This is a genomic window from Zoogloea sp. GDB6 (assembly GCF_056724105.1).
The window spans coordinates 4337354-4356744 of the sequence record NZ_CM161497.1 but is presented as its reverse complement, the minus strand read 5'-3'; the positions used below and the strand labels follow the sequence as shown (position 1 = coordinate 4356744).

At 58.0% G+C, this 19391-nt stretch carries 19 protein-coding genes and 1 pseudogene; 19 read left to right on the top strand and 1 reads right to left on the bottom strand.

Annotated elements, in window-relative coordinates; all coding sequences use genetic code 11:
- Positions 1–13 precede the first annotated feature (13 nt).
- The 7 genes from rpmJ to AC1PQG_RS19760 all read left to right on the top strand — a co-directional run bounded on the left by rpmJ (position 14) and on the right by AC1PQG_RS19760 (position 3808).
- Positions 14–127 carry a 50S ribosomal protein L36 gene (gene rpmJ, locus AC1PQG_RS19790; protein WP_079432668.1) on the top strand — a complete coding sequence of 38 codons (114 nt, stop codon included), beginning with the start codon at positions 14–16 and terminating at the stop codon, positions 125–127.
- A gap of 53 nt (positions 128–180) precedes the next feature.
- Entirely contained in the window at positions 181–543 is a 363-nt protein-coding gene (rpsM, locus tag AC1PQG_RS19785; RefSeq protein ID WP_481119505.1) for a 30S ribosomal protein S13, read from the top strand.
- 12 nt (positions 544–555) lie between these two features.
- Positions 556–945 (top strand): 30S ribosomal protein S11, encoded by a 390-nt coding sequence (gene rpsK, locus AC1PQG_RS19780; protein ID WP_079432670.1) that lies wholly within the window; start codon positions 556–558, stop codon positions 943–945.
- A gap of 14 nt (positions 946–959) precedes the next feature.
- Positions 960–1589 (top strand): 30S ribosomal protein S4, encoded by a 630-nt coding sequence (rpsD, locus tag AC1PQG_RS19775; RefSeq protein ID WP_481119504.1) that lies wholly within the window; start codon positions 960–962, stop codon positions 1587–1589.
- Between the two features lie 42 nt (positions 1590–1631).
- Positions 1632–2612 carry a DNA-directed RNA polymerase subunit alpha gene (locus AC1PQG_RS19770; RefSeq protein ID WP_079432672.1) on the top strand — a complete coding sequence of 327 codons (981 nt, stop codon included), beginning with the start codon at positions 1632–1634 and terminating at the stop codon, positions 2610–2612.
- A 26-nt stretch (positions 2613–2638) separates the two neighbouring features.
- Positions 2639–3040 (top strand): 50S ribosomal protein L17, encoded by a 402-nt coding sequence (rplQ, locus tag AC1PQG_RS19765; RefSeq protein ID WP_481119503.1) that lies wholly within the window; start codon positions 2639–2641, stop codon positions 3038–3040.
- A 324-nt stretch (positions 3041–3364) separates the two neighbouring features.
- Positions 3365–3808 carry an energy transducer TonB gene (locus AC1PQG_RS19760; protein ID WP_481119502.1) on the top strand — a complete coding sequence of 148 codons (444 nt, stop codon included), beginning with the start codon at positions 3365–3367 and terminating at the stop codon, positions 3806–3808.
- 25 nt (positions 3809–3833) lie between these two features.
- Here the strand turns inward: AC1PQG_RS19760 and AC1PQG_RS19755 are convergent, their stop codons facing one another.
- Positions 3834–4385 (bottom strand): NUDIX hydrolase, encoded by a 552-nt coding sequence (locus tag AC1PQG_RS19755; RefSeq protein ID WP_481119501.1) that lies wholly within the window; start codon positions 4383–4385, stop codon positions 3834–3836.
- 169 nt (positions 4386–4554) lie between these two features.
- Here AC1PQG_RS19755 and AC1PQG_RS19750 point away from each other — a divergent pair, with 169 nt between their 5' ends.
- The 12 genes and pseudogenes from AC1PQG_RS19750 to AC1PQG_RS19695 all read left to right on the top strand — a co-directional run bounded on the left by AC1PQG_RS19750 (position 4555) and on the right by AC1PQG_RS19695 (position 19387).
- Entirely contained in the window at positions 4555–6570 is a 2016-nt protein-coding gene (locus AC1PQG_RS19750) for a GGDEF domain-containing response regulator (RefSeq protein ID WP_481119500.1), read from the top strand.
- A 56-nt stretch (positions 6571–6626) separates the two neighbouring features.
- Positions 6627–8423, top strand: a complete 1797-nt coding sequence (locus AC1PQG_RS19745; protein ID WP_481119499.1) for a putative bifunctional diguanylate cyclase/phosphodiesterase — start codon at positions 6627–6629, stop codon at positions 8421–8423.
- A 139-nt stretch (positions 8424–8562) separates the two neighbouring features.
- Complete coding sequence (flhD, locus tag AC1PQG_RS19740) at positions 8563–8880, top strand: flagellar transcriptional regulator FlhD (protein ID WP_481119498.1); 318 nt, start codon at positions 8563–8565, stop codon at positions 8878–8880.
- A 27-nt stretch (positions 8881–8907) separates the two neighbouring features.
- Entirely contained in the window at positions 8908–9453 is a 546-nt protein-coding gene (flhC, locus tag AC1PQG_RS19735; protein ID WP_481119497.1) for a flagellar transcriptional regulator FlhC, read from the top strand.
- Between the two features lie 14 nt (positions 9454–9467).
- Positions 9468–9614 carry a hypothetical protein gene (locus AC1PQG_RS19730; RefSeq protein ID WP_481119496.1) on the top strand — a complete coding sequence of 49 codons (147 nt, stop codon included), beginning with the start codon at positions 9468–9470 and terminating at the stop codon, positions 9612–9614.
- Between the two features lie 29 nt (positions 9615–9643).
- Complete coding sequence (motA, locus tag AC1PQG_RS19725) at positions 9644–10495, top strand: flagellar motor stator protein MotA (protein WP_079432679.1); 852 nt, start codon at positions 9644–9646, stop codon at positions 10493–10495.
- Between the two features lie 43 nt (positions 10496–10538).
- Positions 10539–11533: pseudogene (gene motB / locus AC1PQG_RS19720) on the top strand (flagellar motor protein MotB).
- Positions 11534–11557: 24 nt separating this feature from the next.
- A complete protein-coding gene (locus AC1PQG_RS19715) occupies positions 11558–12802 on the top strand; it encodes a methyl-accepting chemotaxis protein (RefSeq protein WP_481119495.1) in 1245 nt (414 codons plus the stop codon).
- Positions 12803–12828: 26 nt separating this feature from the next.
- Positions 12829–13194 (top strand): response regulator, encoded by a 366-nt coding sequence (locus AC1PQG_RS19710; RefSeq protein WP_374486250.1) that lies wholly within the window; start codon positions 12829–12831, stop codon positions 13192–13194.
- Positions 13195–13243: 49 nt separating this feature from the next.
- On the top strand, positions 13244–15550 hold the full coding sequence (locus tag AC1PQG_RS19705) for a chemotaxis protein CheW (protein ID WP_481119494.1): 2307 nt from the start codon (positions 13244–13246) through the stop codon (positions 15548–15550).
- 131 nt (positions 15551–15681) lie between these two features.
- Positions 15682–16185: a chemotaxis protein CheW gene (locus AC1PQG_RS19700; protein WP_481119493.1), complete on the top strand. Its 504-nt coding sequence runs from the start codon at positions 15682–15684 to the stop codon at positions 16183–16185.
- A 52-nt stretch (positions 16186–16237) separates the two neighbouring features.
- Entirely contained in the window at positions 16238–19387 is a 3150-nt protein-coding gene (locus tag AC1PQG_RS19695; protein ID WP_481119492.1) for a methyl-accepting chemotaxis protein, read from the top strand.
- Positions 19388–19391 lie beyond the last annotated feature (4 nt).

The window sequence follows — 19391 nt, the reverse complement described above, 5'->3', positions numbered from 1 at the left end:
TTAGGAGCTAGAAATGAGAGTTCAAGCATCTGTCAAGCGGCTTTGCAGAAATTGCAAGATCGTCCGCCGCAAAGGTGTGGTTCGCGTGATCTGTACGGATCCGCGTCACAAGCAGCGCCAAGGTTGATGCGGTCACCCGCATTCTTTATAATTTAATGTTTAGTATTTTGGGGTGAACGCATGGCCCGCATCGCAGGGGTAAACATTCCCAACCACAAGCACGCTGAGATCGCACTGACCGCGATTTACGGTATCGGCCGCACCCGCGCGCAGCAGATTTGTGACGCTGCTGATGTCGGGCGGGCAGTCAAGATTAAAGAGCTTACCGAGTCCGACATGGAACGGCTGCGCGACGAGGTCGCGAAGTTCACCGTTGAAGGTGATCTGCGCCGTGAAGTTACGATGAGTATTAAGCGCCTCATGGATTTGGGGTGCTATCGCGGGGTGCGCCATCGTCGTGGTTTGCCCCTTCGTGGCCAGCGCACTCGCACGAACGCTCGTACCCGCAAGGGACCGCGTAAGGCGATCGCCGGCAAGAAGTAATAGGGATTAGACATGGCTAAGACTGCTGCGAAGGTTCGCAAGAAGATCAAAAAGAACGTGGCTGAGGGTATCGCCCACGTTCACGCGTCTTTCAATAACACGATTATCACCATCACCGATCGGCAAGGTAATGCTCTCTCTTGGGCGACCTCCGGCGGTGCCGGCTTCAAGGGCTCTCGTAAGAGCACCCCGTTTGCCGCTCAGGTTGCTGCCGAAGCTGCTGGCAAGGTCGCCATTGAGTGCGGCATCAAGAACCTGGAAGTACGTGTGAAGGGCCCCGGCCCTGGCCGTGAGTCCAGCGTGCGTGCGCTCAACGCGCTGGGTATCAAGATCACCACGATTACTGATATCACGCCGATCCCGCACAACGGCTGCCGTCCGCCGAAGAAGCGTCGTATCTGACAAGGAGTTGAACAGTGGCTCGTAATCTTGACCCCAAGTGCCGTCAGTGCCGTCGTGAGGGTGAGAAGCTCTTCCTGAAGGGCGAAAAATGTTTTACCGACAAGTGCGCTATTGAGCGTCGTTCCTACGCACCTGGCCAGCACGGTCAAAAATCTGGTCAGCGTTTGTCCGGGTTTGGTGTGCAACTGCGTGAAAAGCAAAAGATCCGTCGTGTGTACGGCGTGCTTGAGCGTCAGTTCCGTAAGACCTATGCCGAGGCTGATCGTCGCAAGGGGCAGACTGGTGAAAACCTGCTGCAGCTCTTGGAAGGTCGTCTGGACGCAGTGGCTTACCGCATGGGTTTTGGCGCTTCTCGCGCAGAAGCTCGTCAGGTTGTCCGCCACAACGGTGTGTTGGTGAATGGCAAGCGGGTTAACATCCCGTCCTATACCGTTCGCCCGGGCGATGAAATCCAGTTGACCGACAGCACGCGCAATCAGCTGCGTGTCAAGGCGGCGCTGGAAGCGGCAGAGTCGCGAGGCTTTCCGGAATGGCTGGCTGTGGACATCAAGGCCGGCAAGGGTACCTTTAAGGCTTACCCGCAACGTTCCGAGCTGTCGGCGACCTTGAATGAAGGTCTGGTTGTCGAACTGTATTCGCGTTAATGGTGGTCGCGCCTAAGGCGCGACTCTATAGAAGGATTGTCGATGCAAAGTAATGCTCTGCTGAAACCGCGCATCATTGAGGTGCAGAACGTTTCGCCGGTGCACGCTCGTGTGACGATGGAGCCGTTTGAACGCGGCTTTGGTCATACGTTGGGTAATGCCCTGCGGCGTATCCTGCTGTCCTCTTTGCCGGGCTACGCACCGACCGAAGTGTCGATCGAGGGCGTACTGCACGAGTACTCTACGCTCGATGGTGTGCGGGAAGATGTGGTCGATCTTCTTCTCAACCTGAAGGGTGTTGTCCTCAAGTTGCACGGCCGTGCTGAAGCGACGTTGTCTTTGGCTAAGTCTGGTGAAGGCGTGGTGACGGCGGCTGATATTGAAGTCTCCCACGACGTTGAGGTGATCAATCCGGATCACGTGCTGGCTCACCTTGCTCCTGGCGGTAAGCTGGATCTGCAGATCAAGGTTGAACAAGGGCGCGGTTACGTGCCTGGTAACCAGCGTCCGGCTGCCAACGAATCGAAGACGATTGGGCGCATCGTTCTTGATGCGTCTTTCAGTCCGGTTCGTCGTGTTAGTTATGCGGTCGAGAGTGCGCGGGTTGAGCAGCGTACCGATCTGGACCGTCTGGTTCTCGATATTGAAACCAACGGTGCGGTGGACCCCGAGGAGGCAGTGCGTTTTGCTGCTCGTGTTCTGATGGATCAGTTGTCTGTGTTTGCTGATCTGGAAGGGACTCCGACGGCGGTGGAGGCTCCGAAGGCTCCGGCCATCGATCCTATCCTTTTGCGTCCGGTAGATGATCTCGAATTGACGGTTCGCTCTGCGAATTGTCTGAAGGCTGAGAACATTTATTACATCGGTGATCTGATTCAGCGCACCGAAACCGAATTGCTCAAGACCCCGAATCTGGGGCGCAAGTCGTTGAATGAGATCAAGGAAGTCCTTGCCTCGCGCGGTTTGACGCTGGGCATGAAACTAGAAAACTGGCCGCCGGCCGGGCTGGAAAAGCTCGGTTGAGCGTAACGAAGAAGAGGTAATTTCAAATGCGTCACCGTAACGGTCTTCGCAAGCTCAACCGCACCAGCAGCCACCGTCAGGCTATGCTGCGCAACATGGCAAACTCCCTGCTGCGTCACGAAGTCATCAAGACGACCGTGCCGAAGGCAAAGGAACTGCGGAAGGTTGTTGAGCCGCTGATCACGCTCGGCAAGAAGTCGAGCTTGGCTAATCGTCGTCTGGCGTTTGACCGCCTGCGCGATCGTGAAATCGTCGTCAAGATTTTTGACGAACTGGGTCCGCGGTTTGCCGCCCGCAATGGTGGTTATCTGCGCATCCTGAAGTGCGGTTTCCGCGATGGCGATAATGCTCCCATGGCGTTCGTTGAGCTGCTGGATCGTCCGGAGGGCGAAGTTGAAGCTCTGGAAGCTGAGCAGGCTGCTGCGTAAGCTAGGAGTCAGAAGGTAGGTTGTAAAGAGGGTCAGCATTTGCTGGCCCTTTTTGCTTTTTGCGCCGTGTGAATCAGTGCAGGGAGTGAGAGTGTGGGACGGTGTGTATATGTCGTATTCGCAGCATCCCTCTTTCTGCATCTCATCCTATTTTGGCCAACTGCATTCAGGCCTACTGAGCCTACCGTTACGCCCTTGGTCGTGCGCTTTGTACAAACGCCCGTGGTCGGTTCGGAGACTGCCGTAGCGCAAAGATCTGAGGGAGAGGCGTTGCCTCGACGGACTGTAGTGCCGAATGGTGCAGGGATGGAAGCGCCGCGAGGAATGTCATCCCGGGATGTGGCGGGGCTGAATCAGGTGGCGTCTAGAAAAAGGCACCCTAATGATGGCGTCAAGGCTGATGGGCCGGATGTCTCTCCAGCCGATAGTGCGGTCTTGAGTCAGTCGGTTGGTTCGATAGCTGAAGATGGGGCGGCGTATGAACTTCGTATCGGGCGTTATCGTTTTGCTTTGGCTAGTGCCGCTATTCGTCTGCAGCAAGCGTCGTCAACCCAGCCTGTGGGAGGGCATAAGGGGCGATCCGTCGTGATCGTGCATGTCATGCCGGGGGTTGCGTTTCCGGATGTCCGTATCGCGGAGTCCAGTGGAGCTCATGCTCTGGATGAGCGCGCGTTGCTCTTGGTGCGGCATGCTCTGTCGGAAGTGCCGGTGCCGGTTCAAGATCGGCAGTTTTCAATCGTGCTGCCCGTCTTGTTTGAAGAGATGTAGTTGTTTTTACACGCAGAGTGAACCCCTATCGAAACGTTCCTGGGATAGGGATGGCCAGCGTAGTTGTGTGCAGATCAAAGCGGCCGCGGCGGCGGTCTTCAAAATAGCACTTCAGCGTGTAGTCGATGGAGCGGAAAGCGATTTCATCCCAGGGGATTTCAGCTTCCGTGATCAGGGATGCTTCAAGGGACTCTTCACCTGGTGAGAAGTCAGGGTTAATCAATTGCGCGCGATAGATGATGTGGATCTGGCTGATGTGAGGCAGGTCTACAAAAGTGAACATTTCTGCCAGCGCGATCTTCGCGCCTGCTTCTTCAAGGGTTTCGCGCAATGCGGCTTCGCCTGTGGTTTCGTTGTTTTCCATGAAGCCAGCGGGTAAAGTCCAGCAACCGTAGCGTGGTTCGATTGCTCGTCGGCACATGAGGATCTTGTCTTCCCATTCGGCGATGGCGCCAACGACGACTTTCGGGTTCTGGTAATGGATCGTTCCGCACTGGTCGCATACGTGGCGGGGAAGGTTGTCACCAGGTGGGATCTTGAGGCTGACGGGGGCGCCACAATGGGAACAGAAATTCATGGTCGGCAGATGGGCTTGGACATTCCGGTCATTCTAATTCAATGCTCGTCGGGTTTACGTGCGGCTTGTACCCAAGAGGTGGCGGCTGGATCATGGCTCAATTGAGCGCGCGGGATCTTCCGAGACTGACCGACTAGACTGGAAACGCTGACGAGAGTCAGGCGAGGATATGGCAGCGTCGATTGACATCAAGAAGTTCGAGCAGCTCAAAGTGTCCGGGGAGTTGCCCTCTCCCAAGGGGGTGGCTTTGGCCATCATCAAGTTGATCCAGCGGGAGAGTAGCTCGATCGACGATCTCACTCGGGTTGTGAAGACGGATCCGGCATTTGTGGGGCGTTTGATCAAGGCTGCAAATTCCAGAGCTGCTCACGGTCGTCGTGCTGTGGCGTCCGTGCACGAGGCTCTGATGGTGCTGGGGTTGCCTGCGGTTCGTACGCTTGCGCTTGGCTTTTCCCTGCTGTCGAATTATCGGGGAGGGGCATGTAAGGGTTTTGATTACGAGCGCTACTGGAGCGGGTGTCTGGTGTATGGCATTGCGATGCAGGCCATAACGCAGAGAACGCGGATTGCCGCTGCTGAAGAAACGTTTTGTCTGGGGTTGCTGGCTAGGGTGGGGGAGTTGGCGCTCGCTACGCTTTATCCGGAAGACTACGGGAGAGTCTTGGGACGCATGGTGGAGTTTCGCGATCTGAGTCTGCTCCAACTCGAGCAGAAGGCGTTTGCGATGGATCATCGGCAATTGACGTCTGCAATGCTCTCGGACTGGGGGATGCCACGTATCTTTTATGAGACTGCCTATTTTGCGGAGCTTCCGGAGGAGTCCGATTATCCGGATGGATCTCGTGAGAGGGTGGTTGTGCAGTCGCTCCACTTGGCTGGTTACATAGCCGAGGTGTGTATTGCCGCGGCGCCGGAGCGACCAAATCTGATGAGGCGACTTTTCGAGATAGGGGGGCATCTTGCCTTCGATCGTGCTACGGTAACCGAGCTTTGTGATCACGTGGTCAGCGAGTGGCATGCTTGGGGGCAGCTACTGGCTTTGCAGGCTGAAGATGTTCCCTCCTTTGACGAATTGGCCGTTCGTGGTGAGGAGCTCGCTGCGCAGAGAGTGGATTTGTCGGACGAGGTACAGATGTCCGATAGGCATGGTGCAGAGGCTGCCGGACCAGTTCTCAGCACGGATACCCCTGGTTTCGGAAGCGCCGCGATGCGGGTGCTTCTCGTCGACGATGATGCTTCTATGCGGGGCATCGTGCGTAAGGTTCTAGAGACGGTCGGGCACCGGGTGATGGAGGCTGGGGATGGCCGGATAGGCATGGAGATGGCGCTCGAATTCCAGCCTCAGTTGATGATCGTGGATTGGGTCATGCCCGAGATGAGTGGGCTTGAGCTGACGCGTGCGTTACGTCAGACGAAAATCGGACGCGCCATTTATATCCTCATCATGACTAGTCTCGATGACGATGATCGGTTGATCGAGGCGTTTGAGAATGGTGTTGACGATTTCATGAACAAGCCGATCAACCCACGCGTTCTTGCGGCACGGTTGCGCGCCGGGCAGCGGGTCATTCGCCTACAGCAGGAGGTGGATCGTGATCGTGAGGAGATTCGTCGTTTCGCCGCGGAATTGGCCGTCTCCAACCGACGGCTCCAGGAGGTGGCGCTGACCGATGCTCTGACTGGTTTTCCGAATCGGCGCTATGCGATGGATCGCATTCAGCAGGAATGGCAGGTGTCGTCTCGTACGCGTCGTGCCTTGTCAGTGATGGTCGTCGACGTGGACCATTTCAAGCATTACAACGATTCTCATGGCCATGATGTTGGAGATGCGGTTCTGAAGCGCGTCGCTACGGTAGTCAAGGGGGCGTTGCGTGCTCAGGACGTTGTGGCCAGGACGGGGGGGGATGAATTTCTGGTCATCTGCCCGGATACGAATCTGGATGCGGCGTTTGCTTGCGCGGAGCGTGTGCGCTTTGCTGTCGAGAATGCACGAATGCCGATCAACGGCGTATCTCTCAGAATTTCTCTCAGTATTGGAGTGGCAAGCCGCGATGGGCAAATGTCGGAGCCGGATGCCCTGATCAAGCGTGCTGACCAAGCCCTCTACTTGGCGAAGGAGCAGGGGCGCAACAGGATTATGAGCGCACAGGTTTCGCGCGCAGGGCCTGTGATCCCACCGAACTGAAGACTATGGAGTCATCTCGTCCTGATCTTGTAACTGACAATAGTGGTTGCGTATCAATGAGTCTGAATGGGTATGCGGGGCGCCGCGCAGAGGCAGTTGACGGCGATATCGCAATTCTGGTGGTTGACGATAGCGAGGATGATGTCTTTCTGTTGGGGCGGGAACTCGCGAAATGGGGGATGAAAGTCCGCTGCGAGCGTGTTGACTGCGCACGTGCCATGCAGGACGCGCTGCGTTCGTCGGGATGGGATATCGTCATTTCAGATCACCGCATGCCGGGGTTTGATTCCACGGCGGCCCTGCAGGTTCTGAAGGACAGCGGCTGCGACCTGCCCTTTGTAATATATTCTGGCGTCATTAGTGATCAACAGGCATTTTCGTCCATGTTGGATGGGGTCAGCGATTATGTGCCGAAGGGGAGCTATGCGCGGCTTGTGCCGGTCATAACGCGGGAGTTGCGGGGGGCTGCAGCCCGAAGGTTGGCCCGGGATGCAGGTAGCCAGATTCAGGCCTTGGCCTATTTCGATTCTCTGTCCCGCCTGCCGAACCGGCAACTCATGTGCGCGCGCCTGGCTGAGTGGGCACGCGAGGCGGATGCCATGCGGATGAGGTTGAGAGCGGCAGTCTTCCACGTTGATCTGGATCGCTTTCAGCGCATCAATTCGAGTTTCGGCTACGAGGCCGGTAACGTCCTGTTGCGTCAGGTGGCCAAGCGTTTGCTGGAAAGTTCAGAATCCCATGGACTGGTGGCGCGCCTGGGAGGGGACGCTTTCGGTATTCTGGTGCCCGGCGTCTGTGAGCGTGGAGCGGCAGATGTGTTCGCGAGATGGTTGTTGCGTGCTTTCGAGCTCCCGTTTGCGCTGGACAGGATCGAGTTATTCCTGTCGGTCAGTGTCGGTGTAGCTTGGGTGTGTGAGGAGGAGGAGGATGTTTTTTCCTTGCTGACGAATGCTGAAGCAGCCATGAGCGTTGTCAAGCAGAGAGGGGGAAATGGCTTCCACTTTTTTGAGTCGGACATGCTGATCGGTTCGGCTGAGCGAATTGCCTTGGAGAGTGATCTCCGTTTCGCCATTGAGCGAAATGAATTGTGGGTTGCATATCAGCCTTGCGTGGAAGGCAGTGATGGCCGTGTGGTCAGTGCAGAGGCCTTGCTGCGGTGGCGTCATCCCCGCTTGGGGCCGATTGGGCCGGATCGTTTCATCCCAATTGCGGACGAAAACGGGATGATCGTCGAACTTGGTGAGTGGGTCTTGCAGGAGGCCTGCAGAGAGTGCCGCCAATGGCGCGATATGGGACGACGCGACATGTTCGTGTCGGTTAATGTGTCTGCCGTTCAGTTTGCTCAGCCCCGTCTCATCGAATCGGTACGGCTGGCGCTGGAGGATGCAGGGCTGCCGCCGGCCGGTCTGCAACTCGAGATCACCGAATCATCCTTGATGCAGGATGCCGAAACGGCAGTGGCGATGCTGAGGGCATTCAAGAACATGGGTGTTAGGGTGGCTATCGACGATTTCGGTACCGGTTATTCGTCGCTGGCCTACCTCAAGCGGTTCCCGGTTGATGTGATCAAGGTCGATCAGTCCTTTGTGAGGGATTTGTGCGACGATGAAGAAAACGCCGCGATTGTCCGCGCGATCATCGTGTTGGCACGTAGCATGCGACTGCATGTGATCGCGGAGGGGGTAGAGTCATCGAGTCAAGTGGATGCCCTGCTCACCGATGGATGTGATTGCTTCCAAGGTTATTTGTTCGGAAGGCCTGTAGCCGCAAGGGATTTTCGGGCCGCGCTGACTGGGGTTGTGAATGGTGGGCTTGATGGCGCATCATTGGATGCACATTACGGCTCGAGTTGATATTGGCGATGTAAGGAATTTTCTTACTATATTGTATATTTTTTTTCTTACTTCATAATCCGTAGCCGTCGGATGGTGAGTATTGCCGGGTAACGGCAGAATTTGCCGCATACGATGGACGAATGCCGAGGAGGAAACCATGCGCATCAATGGTATGCAAGATGAAATCAGGGAGTTGAATCTGGCTTACCTCATGCTGGCTCAGCAGATGCTGCGAGAGGATCGTGCTGCCGCCATCTATCGCCTGGGGGTCGGGGAGGATGTCGCTGGGATCCTTGAGGGCTTGAGTGCCGCGCAGGTCCTCCGAATGGCCAGTTCAAACATGCTGCTGTGCCAGTTCCGCTTTAACGACACGATGCTCGTCGATCTGCTGTCGGCGCATGGGCGGGAGCGTGGTACTGCACATCTGCATGCAGCCATTCTTGCCGCAGGCCGGCCTGTTGAGGATCTGGCCTGAGCTGCATAATGGCTCAAAGGCCCTGCCATGCGTAACAAGAGTGTCTTGCTTGAGGCGCAGGACATCCAGAAGGCCGTGGAGTTGATCCGCCTTGGGGCGCGAATGCAGATGCTTGAGGCGGAAACCTCGCTGAGTCGCGAGCGATTGCTCAAGCTTTACAAAGAGGTTAAGGGGGTTTCTCCACCCAAGGGAATGTTGCCCTTCTCCACGGACTGGTTTATGTCGTGGCAGCCCAACATCCATGCCTCCCTCTTCATGGCACTGTACCGTTTTGTGCGCAAGCATGCCAAGCTGGAAGGGTTGGATGCGATTGTGAAGGCTTATCGCCTGTACAACGAACACATCGAATCCTTTGAGATGGAGCAGGTACTTAGTCTGACGCGTGCATGGACACTGATCCGGTTCTTTGATGCGAACATGCTGCAATCAGCCCGTTGTACATGCTGTGGTGGGGAATTTGTGGCGCATGCCTTTGATCCCACCCACGAGTATGTGTGCGGGTTGTGCCATGTGCCTTCCCGGGCAGGAAAGACCCGACGAGTTGTGCCGGGTGCGGAGGCTGCTTCACCCTGAAAGAGTTGGATCGTTTGATCGAAAATGCCGCCATTCTTGTGGCGGCATTTTTTTGTGTTTTTGTGTCGCAGGGGACGATAGGCTTGCTCGGAGCGCTCAAGTTTCTGGGGCAAGGGCCGATATCGCCGGAGAAGAATAACAATCCGGATGCACTGCCGTAGGGACGCATCCGCTGATAGAGGTTTCAGCGATGTTTTTGATCATCGGCTACGTGATTATCCTGGCGGCTTCGCTAGGCACTTACGCGGTGCACGGCAGTTTGGCTGCACTGTGGGTACCTACCGAATACATCGCTATTGTCGGCCTGACAATTGGTGGTTTCGTGGCAGGCAACGGTCCCAAGGCCATCAAAGGGACGATTGCCGCGCTGCCGACCATCTTCAAGGGGTCGCCATACAACAAAGCATTTTATGTCGATGTGCTGTGTATGCTGTACGAAATCCTTGCCAAGGTGCGTAAGGAAGGGTTGATGTCGATCGAGGGTGATGTCGAGAATCCTGACGGCAGTCCCATCCTATCCAAGTATCCAGCTTTTACGGCAGACCATCACGCAGTCGATTTTCTTTGCGATTATCTGCGGATGATGGTCGGCGGTAACTTGAACGCATTTGAAATCGAGAACCTGATGGATGTGGAGATGGAAACCCATCATCAGGAAGCCCACGGTCCGGCTCATGTGGTGTCCAAGGTTGCTGACGGGGTACCGGCCTTTGGTATCGTCGTGGCGGTGATGGGCGTGGTGAACGTGATGGGGTCGGTCGGCCAGCCTCCGGCAGTGCTTGGCAAGATGATTGGCGGTGCGCTGGTCGGGACCTTCCTGGGCATTCTGGTTTCCTACGGTTTCGTTGCGCCAGTTGCCGGCCAGCTTGAGCAGAAGGTGGATGAAGGGGGCAAGATCTACCAGTGCATCAAGGCCGTGTTGCTGGCCAGCATGAACGGTTATGCGCCTCAGGTGGCCGTGGAGTTCGGCCGGAAAGTGTTGTTCTCCTCGGATCGACCCAGCTTTGCCGAGTTGGAAGAAGCCATCAAGAGCCGCAAGTGAGATCGGCCATCATGAATCCCCATGAAGCGGGAGGGGACGCCGGATGAGCGACGATACCCAGCAACCAATTGTCGTCAAGAAGATCAAGAAGGGCGGTGGTGGAGCCCACGGCGGCGCCTGGAAGATTGCTTATGCCGACTTCGTGACGGCCATGATGGCGTTTTTTCTGTTGATGTGGCTTCTGGGCTCGACTGCACAGGGGGATTTGAAAGGGATTGCTGATTTCTTCAGTTCTCCGCTCAAGGTGGCCATGAATGGCGGTTCCGGGGCGGGTGATGCGCTCAGCCCGATTGCTGGGGGGGGGCAGGATTTGACGCGCTCGGTCGGGCAGGTCAAGCGAGGTGATGTCGATGGCAAGCGATCCATCAATATCGAGGCCGCAAAGGGCGCGACCAAGCCAGAGGGGGATGACGGCAAGAATATCCAGAGCAAGAGCGAAGAACGCAAGGAGCGGGCCCGGCTGGAGGACTTGAAAGGTCAGATTGAGGCCATCATTGAAGCCAGTCCTAGTCTAAGAGCTTTCAAGAACCAGCTCTTGCTGGATATTACGTCGGAAGGCCTGCGTATCCAGATTGTGGATGAGCAGAATCGACCCATGTTCGATTCGGCGAGTGCCACGCTAAAGCCTTACACTCAAGAGTTGTTGCGTGCCATCGGCGCGACGCTCAATGGCGTGGAGAACAGTGTCAGTCTTTCCGGGCATACGGATTCGACGCGTTATGCGGGGGGGAGCGGGGATTCTCGAACTGGGAGCTTTCCGCAAACCGGGCCAATGCATCCAGGCGGGAACTGGTGCTAGGGGGGCTCGCCGAAGGGAAGATGGTACGGGTTGTCGGGCTTGCCGATACCGTGCCGCTCGATGCGGCAAATCCGAATGCAGCAATCAATCGAAGGATCAGCATCATCGTTCTTAATCGGAGCGCCGAGGCAGCACTGAAGGCGAATACTAATCGGACGCTGGAGGTCGGTAGCGGAGACGACGTGGACGCGAAGGATATTCGCCGCAGCATGATAAAAGGGGCGCGCCCGGCACAGTGAAGCTCTGCGCAGAGAGGCGATGTGGTGAATGGCGATAAGTGGAGGCTGGTGATCCGATTGGCCGGGTGCTGGAAAATGTCACGATCAAGTGCGGTATTGGCGGGTGTGGTGTGGTCTGTATTGGTCACCGGCGCAGCCGTTCTCCTGTTCGAAGCGAGTGCTTGGCAGATACTGGCCTATGCATTGCTCGCCATTGGTTGGTGCTGTGTGCTGATGATGTCGGGGCCGGACTCGTTACGGCCTGCGCCACGTGAGCTGGTACCGTCCAATGTGGCGGGTCTGGCGGCGGTGGAAAATACCCTGCGTGACAGCATTCAGGGTTTCCGGCGTCAGCATGAAGCCGTGCTGCGTGAGATCCGAAGCGTTGAGGAAAGACTGTCTGGCGCCATCGTGACGTTGACGCAAAGCTTTCAGGGCATTTTGTCCTCCACCAACGAACAACAGACCATCGCTCTCGGGCTTGCTCAGGAGGGTGACTCCATGGACGGCGGCGCAGGCCGTGTCGACGACTTTGTCGCCCATACCTCCGGCGTTATGCAACGGGTGGTGGATAGCGTGATCATGAACAGCAAGCTGGGCATGGAACTCGTGGAGCTCACTGATCGCATTTCCAAGCGTGCAAGTGATGTCGAGACGATTCTCGGCGAGATCGGCGCGATTGCCAAACAGACCAATCTGCTGGCGCTCAACGCTGCAATCGAGGCCGCACGTGCCGGGGAGGCTGGCCGCGGATTTGCCGTGGTGGCCGACGAAGTGAGGGATTTGTCGACGCGTACGACCCAGTTCAGCCAGCAGATTGCTGTGGTGATGAAGTCAATGCGGGAAGGGGTCAAGGGCACGGAGGACGCGATCGCCAAGCTTGCGTCCACGGACATGAACTTCGCATTGGAGTCGAAGCAACAGGTTGAGCGGGTGTTGATGTCGATGAAGGAGATCAACAAGGCGCGCACCGAGGCCATCCACGAGTTGGGGGAGCATACCCATGCAATGGATGCGGAAGTGAGCCGAGCGGTGATCGCGCTGCAGTTTCAGGATCTCGTGTCGCAACTGATTGGCCGTATGCAGAGGCGGATCGAAGGGCTCTGTCTTGTCGAGCAGGCACTGGACGCCCTGATTGGAGAAATTCGGTCAGCTGGTGCGGGTGATGTTCGTTCCTTGCAGAATGCGGCCGATTCGGTCCAGAAGCGGCTTGCGGAGCTTGTCGTTGTCGAAGAGTGCGCCGCCGGGCGCGCTCAGGAAGTCTCGCATGGCGAGATCGATTTGTTTTAGTTTTCAAGAACCCTAGGAAAGAGACGATGGCCAAGATCGTACTGACTGTTGATGATTCTGCTTCCATTCGGCAGATGGTTTCATTCACCCTGAAAAGCGCTGGCTACGAGGTTGTCGAGGCTGTAGATGGCATGGATGGTCTCGACAAAGCCAAGGCCAAGGCCTGCAGCTTGGTCTTGACTGACCAGAATATGCCGCGCATGGATGGTCTGTCGCTGATCAAATCGCTGCGGGCCATGCCTCAGTATCGTTCGGTGCCCATCCTGATGTTGACCACCGAATCCTCTGACACCATGAAATCTCAAGGACGCGCGGCGGGGGCTACCGGTTGGTTGGTGAAGCCTTTTGATCCGCAGAAGCTCATCGAAGTGGTCAAGAAGGTAATCGGCTAATTACGCAGGTGCAGGGCGGGCATCACGGGAGGCAGTTATGGCCATAGATATGAGCCAGTTCTATCAGGTCTTCTTCGAGGAAGCCGCCGAACATCTGGCGAGCATGGAAGCACTGTTGCTCGCCATCGATCCAGGGGCACCCGATCCGGAAGATGTGAATGCCCTTTTCCGGGCTGCGCATTCCATCAAGGGATCAAGTGGGACGTTCGGCTTCCAGGACATGATGGAGGTCACCCACATCCTCGAGACCATGCTCGATCGCGTGCGCAAGGGCGAAGCGCCCTTGACGGATGAGATGGTCGATGCCTCGTTGGTTGCCGGTGATGTGCTGAAGAACCTGCTGGCGGCCCACCGTGGGGAGGACGAGGCAGATCGGGCGGCAGCTGAAGCCATTTGCCATCGACTCGAAGGTCTGTGTCGGGCGCTCGACGGGCCACGGAAGACGGAGCCTCATGCGTCGGTTGTTGTGCCGTTGCCCAATCCGCAGCCTGAGGCGCCGCTGTCGCCCGCAGGGTTTGATCTGCTGTTTGCATTGACTGGTGATGTGGGGGGCGAGCGGGATGTGTTAGCGGATCTGCTTGCCGAACTCGGACGGATCGGAACGGTGGATGTGCTGGAGGCGCCGACGTCGGGCGATCGCCATTGCCACCTGCGCATCGTGACCGATGCGAATGCTGATGTCCTGATGGGGGTCCTCGACTTCGTGGCCGACGCTGCATCCTTGCGCATCGAGCCTCTCGTTACCGCCGAGGGAGGGGAAGAGGAGGCCTACGGCTTCTTCGACGACTTGCCAGGGGGGAGGGCCGGGGCCGGTGAGTGGCGCAGCAGCGACGATGCATACGGTTTCTTCGAGCCGCTTTCGTCCTCCGTGGCCGACAAGGTGACGACCGAGGAGGCCTACGGATTCTTTGACGAGCAGGAAGTGGCCGATCTGCTGGCGAGGCAGCAGGTGGCAGAGCCCTACGGGTTCTTCACCGAGTTACCGGCGCCGGAGGTCGAGGCACCGGCCCAGTTGACGCAGGAAACGGCTTACGGGCTGTTCGAGCCCCTGCCGGCGGTCGTTGAGGTTGCGTTGCCCGCTCCGGTCGAAGTGCGGGTGACCGAGGAGGCGCCGACGGCAGCCGCGGCTGCACCTGCAGCCCGCAAGTCCTCGGCGCGTACGGCGGGGGTGGGCGATAGCGGTTCTATTCGGGTCAGTGTTGAAAAAGTGGACCAGATGATCAATCTGGTCGGTGAGCTCGTGATTACTCAGGCCATGCTCACCCAGGCTGCCGTCAATGTGGATCCGGTCATCTGTGAGCGTCTGATCAACGGTCTGGCGCAATTGGAGCGCAATACCCGCGACCTGCAGGAGTCCGTGATGTCGATCCGGATGATGCCGATCTCGGTAGTGTTCAGCCGTTTTCCACGGGTCGTGCGCGATCTGTCCCATAAGCTGGGCAAGCAGGTGGAGCTGAAGACCATCGGAGAGAGTACCGAGATGGACAAGAGCCTGGTCGAGCGAATCACCGATCCGCTGACTCACCTCGTTCGCAACAGTCTCGACCATGGTCTCGAAACGCCCGAGAAGCGGCGTGCGGCAGGTAAATCGGAGACGGGGACAATCACCCTCAGTGCGTATCATCAAAGCGGCAATATCGTCATCGAAGTCGGCGACGATGGTGCGGGCCTCAATCGTGCCCGGATCCTGGCCAAGGCCAGGGAGAGGGGGATGTCCGTCAGCGATTCCATGAGCGATCAGGACGTCTGGCAACTTATCATGGAGCCGGGGTTCTCCACTGCCGATCAGGTGACTGAAGTGTCGGGGCGTGGCGTCGGCATGGATGTCGTGAAGAAGAACATCTCGGCGATGGGGGGGCGCATCGAGCTCGATTCGATGGCCGGTATCGGAACCCGCATCACCGTGCGTCTGCCGCTGACGCTGGCCATCCTCGATGGCATGAGTGTCGGTGTCGGGCCGGAAACCTACATCATCCCGCTCAGTTATGTGATGGAGTCCATGCAGCCCGAGCGGGGCATGATGAAGAGCGTGTCCGGCGTCGAGCGCCTGATCCAGGTGCGCGGTGAATACCTGCCGGTGGTTTGTTTGCACGAGGTGTTTCGCATCCCCGGTGCGATCACCGACTGGTCGAAAGGAATCATGGTCGTGCTCGAGGCCGACGGTCAGAGCGCCGCCCTGTTCATTGACCAGCTTATTGGTCAGCATCAGGTTGTGATCAAGAGTCTGGAGGCTAATTACCGTCGGGTCCAGGGCATTGCGGGCGCTACGATCATGGGGGACGGGCGCGTTGCGTTGATCCTCGACGTGCCGATGCTGGTCGGCATGGCGCGGAGGGTCATGCCGGCAGCAGCCTGAGTGGACCGGTCCGTTTCGGGTTGGGAGCGGGGGCCCGCGAGCGTAACTTTTGGTGCCACCGACACCTTCGCCGGCTTCAGAAAAGGTGTCTCGTGCCGTAAAGGCAAGTGTTCCCTTGGAGGAGTATTGCCATGCTGCAGGCCGCCCAGACCACTGCCAAGCAAGAGCCTGAGGACCCCGGCGTCGTACAGGAGTTGCTGACCTTTACCCTCGGTGCCGAGGAGTATGCCATCGATATCCTGAAGGTTCAGGAGATCCGTGGCTATGACGCAGTAACGACGATTGCGAATGCCCCCAGCTTCATCAAGGGGGTCATCAACTTGCGTGGGACGATCGTGCCCATCGTCGATCTGCGTATCAAGTTTTCCGTCGGTGTCGCGGAATACACGCCTTTCACCGTCGTCATTATCCTCAATATCGCTGGCCGGGTGGTGGGGATGGTGGTCGATGCAGTCTCCGACGTCATTGCACTCAAGCCCGAGCAGATCCGTCCAGCGCCTGATTTCGCATCGTCGGTGGATACGGCATACATCATGGGTCTTGGTGCGCTCGGTGAGCGCATGTTGATCGTGGTTGACATCGAACGGTTGATGCTTTCCAGTGAAATGGCTCTGGTGGACGACGCTGCAGCTTGACTTGAGATCAGGCCTGACCGTCGCGTGTCCCCCTCCTAAGAAGGTCTTCATCATGAGTAGTCTCATTTCTCCTGCTGTTGGCGTGATGAATCGCCTGTCCGTGCCGGGCAAGATGCTTTTGCTCGGTCTGATCGCGATGGTGTCAGTGGTTGTATTGGCGTACATGTTGCTGGCGCGGGTCGCAGGAGATATTGCCTTTTCCGAAAGGGAGACCCAGGCGGTACCGCTGGTGATGCCTGCGCGCCACCTGATGCAGGCACTTCAGGCTCATCGGGGAGTGGCTCAAGGTCTGATCGGTGGAAATACGGCATTGGTCGGAAAGCTGGCCGAGCTGAAGGCGGACGCTGACAAGGCCATTGCTGAGGGCGATGCGGCGACAGCCCGCCATGGTGAAAGCCTCGGCGTTGCTGCGGAGTGGGCAGCGCTGCGCCAAGGGTGGAGCGAGGTGCAGGCCAAGGCGGTCAATGTGTCGGGGGTTGAGAGCTTCAAGCTGCATACCGAGTACATTGCCCGGATCAGGAGTTTCATCAATCTGGTGGCGGACAAGAGCAACGCTACGCTTGATCCGGAACTCGAGACCTACTATTTGATGGACATGTTTACCGTTAGCCTGCCGGCGTTGGCAGAGGATGCCGGACGCGCGCGCGCGTTGGGTACGGCACTTGCCATCCGTCAGCACAGTACAGAGGTCGAGCGGATCGACATGAACGTGTTCATGCGGCGCCTGGGGGATCGGCGTGAGGTTGTCGAAGCGGCCATTTCCAAGGTCGGCAACAGCGATCCGGCGTTGCGTGCTCGCCTGGATGTTCCGAGCAAGGACTTCGATGTGGCACTCAAGGCCTTTGGGGGCCTGGTCAGCGAACAGGTGCTGCAAGGGACGGATGTTACGGTTAGCCCCATGCAGGTTTTCGATATTGGCTCCAAGGCTGTCGATGCAAGCTATGTGATTTTCGACGTGGCAGCCAATGAGTTCGATCGCTATCTCAAGGTTCGTCTTGAGCACCTGTTCATGGCGAGGTGGACTGCGATCGGGGTGATCTGTTTCAGTCTGCTGGTGGTGGGTTATCTGTTCCTCGGATTCCGTCGCACCATGCTGGATGGCATCGGCGAGATCCAGGCCGGGGTAAAGCGTATGGCCGACGGTCAATTCGACGAGCCGGTACAGGTTTCCTCCCATGATGCTTTTGGTGAGATTGCCAGTGCGCTCAATGGCATGCAGGCAAGCCTCAAGGCACGCATTCAGGCCGAGCACGAGGTGGCTGCGGTCAATCTGCGGGTGCGTAATGCACTCGACAAGGCAACGACCAGCATCATGCTTGCCGACAATGATGGGCAGATTGTCTATTGCAACGACGCTGTGCTGGCCATGTTGCAGGATGCAGAGGCCGATATCCGCCGCGATCTGCCGAACTTCCGTGTCGTAGGGCTGATTGGCCGCAATTTCGACGAGTTTCACCAGACCCCGAATCATCAACGCAATCTGCTTGGTCGGTTACAGGGGGAACACAAAGCAACTGTACGCATCGGCGGTCGTACTTTTGCATTGGTAGCGAATCCGGTCGTCAATAAACAGGGTGTGCGGCTTGGCTCCGTGGTGGAGTGGCAGGATCGGACCAACGAGGTGCGTGTTGAGCAAGAGCTGGCGGGGTTGCTCCAGGCTGCAGTAGCCGGTGACTTTGCCCGCCGCCTGCCCCTCGAAGGCAAAGTCGGCTTCTTTGCGACGGTTGCCGAAGGCATGAACAACCTGATGGGTATCGTCTCCACCAGCCTTGAGGATCTTGCGCGCGTTCTGAACGCGATTGCGCGGGGTGACCTGACGGAGAAGATCACGGCGGAATACAGCGGGACGTTCGGTCAGTTGAAGGACGACACGAACACGACGGTGGAGCGTCTGCGGGAAGTGGTGGGGCAGATCAAGGAGGCGGCGGAGTCGATCAACGTGGCGGCGCAGGAGATTTCGGCGGGGAACTCGGATCTGTCGGCGCGCACGGAAGAGCAGGCGAGCAGCCTGGAGGAGACGGCGAGTTCGATGGAGCAGCTGAACGCGACGGTGCGTCAGAACGCGGACAACGCGCGTCAGGCGCGGGAACTGGCCAGTTCGAGCAACGAGGTGGCGGTGCAGGGCGGGGAGATGGTGTCGCGAGTGGTGGACACGATGGGCTCGATCCAGGAGAGCTCGAAGAAGATTGCCGACATCATCGGGGTGATCGACTCGATCGCGTTCCAGACGAACATTCTGGCACTCAATGCGGCAGTGGAAGCGGCGCGTGCGGGCGAGCAGGGGCGGGGCTTCGCGGTGGTGGCGAGCGAAGTGCGTAGCCTGGCGCAGCGCAGTGCGCAGGCGGCGCGGGAGATCAAGGCGCTGATCGCGGACAGTGTGGACAAGGTGGAAGACGGAGCGCGGCTGGTCAATGACGCAGGCCACACGATGGAAGACGTGGTGTCGAACTTCCAGAAGCTGTCGGCGCTGGTGACGGACATTGCGGAGGCGAGCCAGGAGCAGAGCGGCGGGATCGAACAGGTGACGCAGGCGGTGGGGCAGATGGACGAGGTGACACAGCAGAACGCGGCGTTGGTGGAAGAGGCGGCGGCGGCAGCCGAGAGCCTGGAAGACCAGGCTCGCAGCCTCGTCCGCGCGGTGAGCACCTTCCGTCTGGTCGCACAGGCCGGGGAGCCTGCTCCTGCGAATCTGGATTTCGATGGCGTGATCCAGGCGCATATGGGCTGGAAGCACAAGTTGCGTAACTACCTGTCCGGCGAAGGGGAGGCACTGGACCCAGCGGTTGTTTCCCGTGATGACAAATGTCTGCTTGGGTGCTGGATACATGGGGAGGGCAAGCGTTATGCCGGCAATTCCCATTACGCAGCTTTGCGTGGAAAGCACGCGGATTTTCATGCCTGCGCTGGTGCTGTCATCCGTGCCAAGCAGGGTGGGGATGACGAGGGAGCGCGGCGTTTGTTGCTCAATGAGTTCTCGGTGCTTTCGGATGAAACGATTCAAGAAATACGCCATATGAAGCAGAGCTGTGCGGGTCTTCCGGTGCCTGCCTCGATACCGGCCGCTCAGAAGGCCACCGTGACGCCTTTGCCGGCCCGCGTCAGGGGCGAAAAAGGGGGTGGGGGAAGCAAGGTCGCGGCGCCCTTGCCCAAACTGAAAGCAGGGGCTGTGAATCTGGCGGAAGCCGAGTGGGAAGAGTTTTGAACAT

Coding starts and splice junctions, on each gene's coding strand:
- rpsM (WP_481119505.1), top strand. CDS start 181: ATGGCCCGCATCGCAGGGGTAAACATTCCCAACCACAAGCACGCTGAG.
- AC1PQG_RS19700 (WP_481119493.1), top strand. CDS start 15,682: ATGCTGCAGGCCGCCCAGACCACTGCCAAGCAAGAGCCTGAGGACCCC.
- flhC (WP_481119497.1), top strand. CDS start 8,908: ATGCGTAACAAGAGTGTCTTGCTTGAGGCGCAGGACATCCAGAAGGCC.
- rpsK (WP_079432670.1), top strand. CDS start 556: ATGGCTAAGACTGCTGCGAAGGTTCGCAAGAAGATCAAAAAGAACGTG.
- motA (WP_079432679.1), top strand. CDS start 9,644: ATGTTTTTGATCATCGGCTACGTGATTATCCTGGCGGCTTCGCTAGGC.
- AC1PQG_RS19750 (WP_481119500.1), top strand. CDS start 4,555: ATGGCAGCGTCGATTGACATCAAGAAGTTCGAGCAGCTCAAAGTGTCC.
- AC1PQG_RS19760 (WP_481119502.1), top strand. CDS start 3,365: ATGTCATCCCGGGATGTGGCGGGGCTGAATCAGGTGGCGTCTAGAAAA.
- flhD (WP_481119498.1), top strand. CDS start 8,563: ATGCGCATCAATGGTATGCAAGATGAAATCAGGGAGTTGAATCTGGCT.
- AC1PQG_RS19770 (WP_079432672.1), top strand. CDS start 1,632: ATGCAAAGTAATGCTCTGCTGAAACCGCGCATCATTGAGGTGCAGAAC.
- rplQ (WP_481119503.1), top strand. CDS start 2,639: ATGCGTCACCGTAACGGTCTTCGCAAGCTCAACCGCACCAGCAGCCAC.
- AC1PQG_RS19755 (WP_481119501.1), bottom strand. CDS start 4,385: ATGAATTTCTGTTCCCATTGTGGCGCCCCCGTCAGCCTCAAGATCCCA.
- AC1PQG_RS19695 (WP_481119492.1), top strand. CDS start 16,238: ATGAGTAGTCTCATTTCTCCTGCTGTTGGCGTGATGAATCGCCTGTCC.
- AC1PQG_RS19705 (WP_481119494.1), top strand. CDS start 13,244: ATGAGCCAGTTCTATCAGGTCTTCTTCGAGGAAGCCGCCGAACATCTG.
- rpmJ (WP_079432668.1), top strand. CDS start 14: ATGAGAGTTCAAGCATCTGTCAAGCGGCTTTGCAGAAATTGCAAGATC.
- AC1PQG_RS19710 (WP_374486250.1), top strand. CDS start 12,829: ATGGCCAAGATCGTACTGACTGTTGATGATTCTGCTTCCATTCGGCAG.
- AC1PQG_RS19745 (WP_481119499.1), top strand. CDS start 6,627: ATGAGTCTGAATGGGTATGCGGGGCGCCGCGCAGAGGCAGTTGACGGC.